The organism is Nocardia sp. NPDC058497 (assembly GCF_042720195.1).
GTDB lineage: Bacteria > Actinomycetota > Actinomycetes > Mycobacteriales > Mycobacteriaceae > Nocardia.
The window spans coordinates 14043-17950 of record NZ_JBHXMY010000061.1; the positions used below are offsets into that span (position 1 = coordinate 14043).

At 67.1% G+C, this 3908-nt stretch carries 6 protein-coding genes; 3 read left to right on the top strand and 3 right to left on the bottom strand.

The features are described from left to right. Window positions 1–58: 58 nt before the first annotated feature. The 3 genes from ACFWPJ_RS07060 to ACFWPJ_RS07070 form a co-directional block, all read right to left on the bottom strand. A complete protein-coding gene (locus ACFWPJ_RS07060) occupies window positions 59–520 on the bottom strand; it encodes an SDR family NAD(P)-dependent oxidoreductase (protein ID WP_378848213.1) in 462 nt (153 codons plus the stop codon). A 115-nt stretch (window positions 521–635) separates the two neighbouring features. Next, complete coding sequence (locus ACFWPJ_RS07065) at window positions 636–1484, bottom strand: helix-turn-helix transcriptional regulator (protein ID WP_378848215.1); 849 nt, start codon at window positions 1482–1484, stop codon at window positions 636–638. A gap of 86 nt (window positions 1485–1570) precedes the next feature. After that, window positions 1571–1963 carry a PPOX class F420-dependent oxidoreductase gene (locus tag ACFWPJ_RS07070; RefSeq protein WP_378848217.1) on the bottom strand — a complete coding sequence of 131 codons (393 nt, stop codon included), beginning with the start codon at window positions 1961–1963 and terminating at the stop codon, window positions 1571–1573. A 79-nt stretch (window positions 1964–2042) separates the two neighbouring features. On the opposite strand from ACFWPJ_RS07070, the gene ACFWPJ_RS07075 reads away from it, so the two are divergent. The 3 genes from ACFWPJ_RS07075 to ACFWPJ_RS07085 all read left to right on the top strand — a co-directional run bounded on the left by ACFWPJ_RS07075 (window position 2043) and on the right by ACFWPJ_RS07085 (window position 3822). Beyond that, the gene (locus ACFWPJ_RS07075; RefSeq protein WP_378848220.1) at window positions 2043–2567 is read left to right on the top strand and encodes a hypothetical protein; all 525 of its coding nucleotides are present in this window, start codon (window positions 2043–2045) and stop codon (window positions 2565–2567) included. A gap of 8 nt (window positions 2568–2575) precedes the next feature. Next, window positions 2576–3133: a TetR family transcriptional regulator gene (locus tag ACFWPJ_RS07080; RefSeq protein ID WP_378848222.1), complete on the top strand. Its 558-nt coding sequence runs from the start codon at window positions 2576–2578 to the stop codon at window positions 3131–3133. 116 nt (window positions 3134–3249) lie between these two features. Next, window positions 3250–3822, top strand: coding sequence for a sterol desaturase family protein (locus ACFWPJ_RS07085; protein ID WP_378848224.1), 573 nt, complete (start codon window positions 3250–3252; stop codon window positions 3820–3822). Window positions 3823–3908: the final 86 nt, after the last annotated feature.

Genomic DNA, 3908 nt, shown 5'->3' on the forward strand with positions numbered 1-3908 from the left:
GGGCATAGTGGGCGGCGGGGGTGGGGGTCTGGTTGGGGCCGGCGGCCTTGCTGGCGTTTTACAGGGCCGTGCGGGGTACACCCCGGTGCAGCCCGAACGACGCGTTGATGACGATCGCGGCGTGATCTGGCAGCAGCGGCAGCGTCTTCTGGATCGTGAAGAACGCAGCTTTGACATTGGCGGCGATCACGTCGTCGAACAGCGCGCCGGTGACCTGATCGATCGGCTGGAACGAGCCGATTCCCGCATTGGCGAAGACCACGTCGAGGTGACCGAAGCGGTCGGCGACGGCGGCAACCATGGTGTCGAGGTCGCCGAGATCGGTGACATCGCCCGCGATACCGTGTGCGCGCTCGCCGAGTTCGGCCACCGCAGCGTCGAGCCGGGTCTTGTCGCGACCGGTCACCACGATCCTGGCGCCTTCGGCGACGAACCGGTGCGCGGTGGCCAGACCCATCCCACTGGAACCGCCGGTGATCAGTGCAATCTTGCCGTCGAATCGAGAACTGTTGTGCGTCATGGATTCAGCGTGGTCGCTCTCCCGACGCGTCGGCAGTGCGCAGTTATCAGGGGTGTGGCAACACCAGGCTCGCAGATCCCGCGCGAGGTTCGATGCAGTGCCCTGGCTGGGAGGGTCAGGCGGATTCGGTCAGCCGTAGCCGCGGCAGTCGGGTGAGGCGCTCGGTGGTATCGGAGCCCGGTCTCGGGTTGTACAACACCAGCGACCAATTCGGATGGTCGGCGATGGTCAGCGTGGTGGCGTCGAAGTACAGCTCGCCGACCTCGGGATGCCGGAGGGCATTCACCGCTTGCAGCGGAGCGCCGACCTCATGCCGTTCCCACAGCCGCGCGAACTCCGGCTCGGCGGCGGCGAGTTCGCGCGCCACCCGGTGGAATTCGTCATCGTGCGGTGCGAGCGCGGCATCGGCACGATACGCGGCGGCCACCCCAGGCGCTGCCGCATCCCACAGCTCGGGCAGCCCGCGATAGCGCGGACTGGTGAAGAAGGTAACCAGGCAATTGTGCGGCTCTCCGTCCTCGCAGCCGAACACCCGCCCGGCGATGACGTTGAACGCCAGGATGTTCCAGTACCGATCACGGACCACGGCCGGTCCACGCTCCCAGCCGGCGATGAGCTGACGGATCTCAGGGGTCACCTCGGTCCCCGTCGTCCCACTCACAGGCGGCGGATTCAGCCCGGCGAGCAGATACAGATGCGCCCGCTCCGGTTCGCTCAACCGCAAGACACCCGCCACCGCGTCGAGCACTTCCCCCGACACCGTGATGTCGCGCCCCTGCTCGAGCCACGTGTACCAGGACACCCCCACCCCCGCCAGCATCGCGACTTCTTCGCGCCGTAGTCCGGGCGTACGCCGCCGCCCCGCCACCGGCAGACCCACCTCGCCCGGACCGATCCGCTCCCGCCGCGATCGGAGGAAGTCGCGGAGCTGCTCGCGCCGCCGGGTAGATGCCGCGCTGACCATGAAACCAAGGTAACAACCGTGGGGAGTTGGGGTGCCGCTCGATGGCGGTGAGCCGGTTTGCGCTGGGCGACCCAGGTCGCCCCCGCTCAACCGTCCAGCCGGATCCGGATGCCCACCGTGCGCTCGGAGCCTCCCCGCAGCCGGCTGCCCAGTAGCCCGATCCGGGCGACCAGCCCGTACTTGCGCTTCATCAGGGCGGTGAAGTGTGCACTCGCGTCCGGCGCCAGCACCTCGGCGAAGCCTGGAACTGAGGCACCGAGGGACTTGCCGCGCCAGTCGCACGGGGCGACCGTCACCCGACTCCCGTTGCGGATCCGCTTCACCTTGCCTGCGTCCGCCGCGCTCCACACCGCCAGCGTCTGGCCGTCGCGCATCACCCAGACCGGCGTGGGAACCGCCCTGCCGTCTCGGCGGAACGTGGTGAGAAGCAGATACTTGCCGGCCGCCAACTCGCCCAGCACCGTGTCGGTGTGTTTCATGACAAGATACTAACCAGTTAGTTAGTTTCGTGGTCGTTGGAACCGCCCAGCGAAGCGTGCGCGGCTGAAAGGAATCTGCATGGGGCGATTCGTTGGGACCTTGCTCGCGGGCTTTGTTTTAGGCACCCCCGCGGTCCCTGTCGGCCTCTCGCTTTCCCTGCCGGGCCCGGTCGCGCTGGTCGCGGTGCTGCTGGGCGCGGCCTGCTGTGTGGTCTTCTCGGTGTTCGCTATGGAACGCGCCCGGCTGGTCTGGCGGTCCTGGCGCGTGCGCCGGAAGTCGGCCGCCGCACGGGCCGATTCGGCGACGGAAGCCGACGGTGCATCGGCTATCGATGCGACCAGCGGAGAGGCGCCCGCAGCGAACGCCCGGCTCTCCGGCGCCACGGGGCGGCGGGCTCGACGAGTCCTCGACCGATACGGCGTGGCGGGCTTCGGCATCGCAGGGCCTGCCCTCTTCGGCACCTGGGGCTCGGCCCTGCTCGGTGCGGCGCTGGGCATCCCCAGCTGGCGGCTGATCCGCTGGCTGATGACCGGGATCGCTCTGTGGTGCACGGTGCTGCTCGTCGCATCGGACGCGGCCTTCGCCGTCTTCGGAATCGGGTGACGCAGCGGATGTCCCGAGCCGACGCCACCAAGGCCCGTATTCTCCAGGCCGCCACCGATGAGTTCGCCAAGTACGGTATCGCCGGAGCTCGAGTGGACCGGATCGCCAAGACCGCGGCGGCCAACAAGAATCTCATCTACGTCTACTTCTGCAGCAAGGACCAGCTCTTCGAAGCGGTCTTGGACGCCCACGTCACCCACGGCCTGAATTCGGTCCCCTTCACCCCCGACGACCTCCCCGAGTACGCGGGACGGCTATTCGACTACTGTCGCGAGAACCCCGAAGTCATCCGGTTGGCCACCTGGCACCGCCTGGAGCGTGGCGACCGGGACCCAGCCGTCGCGGCGCCTGCGCGCGACGCCAAACTGGATGCACTTGCCGCGACACAGAAAAAGGACGGCATCGGCTCCGAATTCTCACCCACGACCCTGCTGACCCTCGTTCTCAGCATGGCTCTTGCGTGGAACCCGAGCAACATCACCAGCTTGCCTGCCAGCTCGTCCGAGGCCGAGAGCGCCGATGACCGCCGCCGCGCGATCGTCGAGGCCGTGCGACGCCTCCTGTGAGCGACGGCGTGACCTGACCCCGCCGATTCGGTCCGGCCGGCAAGGTGGCGGTCAGCCACACCTTGGGTCCCTGGTGTGGAGCGCCGCTCCGGACGATGGTTTTACCCATGAGTGGCATGAAATCGACCGCCGAGGCATGGCGGGAGAAGTTCCGGGCCCGCGGCCGGGCCAGGGTCATCGTGGCTTGCGGAGTGCTCCTCGCGGGACTGAGCACAGCTGCCGGAGTCATCGTCATTCCCCGACTTGCGGATGCGATGTCCGGCATGGATGTCTCGACCATGCTGATCTGGCTGGCAGTTCCGGTCTTCATCGTCGCCGTTGCGGCGGAGATCGTGTATCTCAAGCATCACGGCAAGCCGTACGACTACCGTGACTCGGCTACCTCCATCGCCGGCGGTCTGGGGTACCAGCTCCTCAACATTCCATGGGCGCTGGCGGAACTCGCGATCTTCGCGTCTGTTTCTTCGCTGGTGCCGTGGCACCTCGAGGGTTGGGTCGCGTGGGCCGTCGCACTTGTCGGGGTCGACTTCGCCTACTACTGGTTTCACCGCGCGCACCACGAAATCCGGGTCTTTTGGTCGGTCCACGTCGTGCACCACTCGAGCGAGAGCTTCAACCTCACCACGGCACTACGTACGCCTTGGCTGGTTGTCACATCCCTGCCGTGCCTTGTGCCACTGGCACTGTAGGGAATCGATGGCAATATCAAACCCGCCCCCAACGCGATAAACCACCGTGAGCCATTCTGCCTCCACACCCAGGTGAAAGACAAAAA

Excerpts from the sequence above, each read along its gene's own strand:
- ACFWPJ_RS07060 (WP_378848213.1), bottom strand. The coding sequence starts at position 520 with ATGACGCACAACAGTTCTCGATTCGACGGCAAGATTGCACTGATCACC.
- ACFWPJ_RS07065 (WP_378848215.1), bottom strand. The coding sequence starts at position 1,484 with ATGGTCAGCGCGGCATCTACCCGGCGGCGCGAGCAGCTCCGCGACTTC.
- ACFWPJ_RS07070 (WP_378848217.1), bottom strand. The coding sequence starts at position 1,963 with ATGAAACACACCGACACGGTGCTGGGCGAGTTGGCGGCCGGCAAGTAT.
- ACFWPJ_RS07075 (WP_378848220.1), top strand. The coding sequence starts at position 2,043 with ATGGGGCGATTCGTTGGGACCTTGCTCGCGGGCTTTGTTTTAGGCACC.
- ACFWPJ_RS07080 (WP_378848222.1), top strand. The coding sequence starts at position 2,576 with ATGTCCCGAGCCGACGCCACCAAGGCCCGTATTCTCCAGGCCGCCACC.
- ACFWPJ_RS07085 (WP_378848224.1), top strand. The coding sequence starts at position 3,250 with ATGAAATCGACCGCCGAGGCATGGCGGGAGAAGTTCCGGGCCCGCGGC.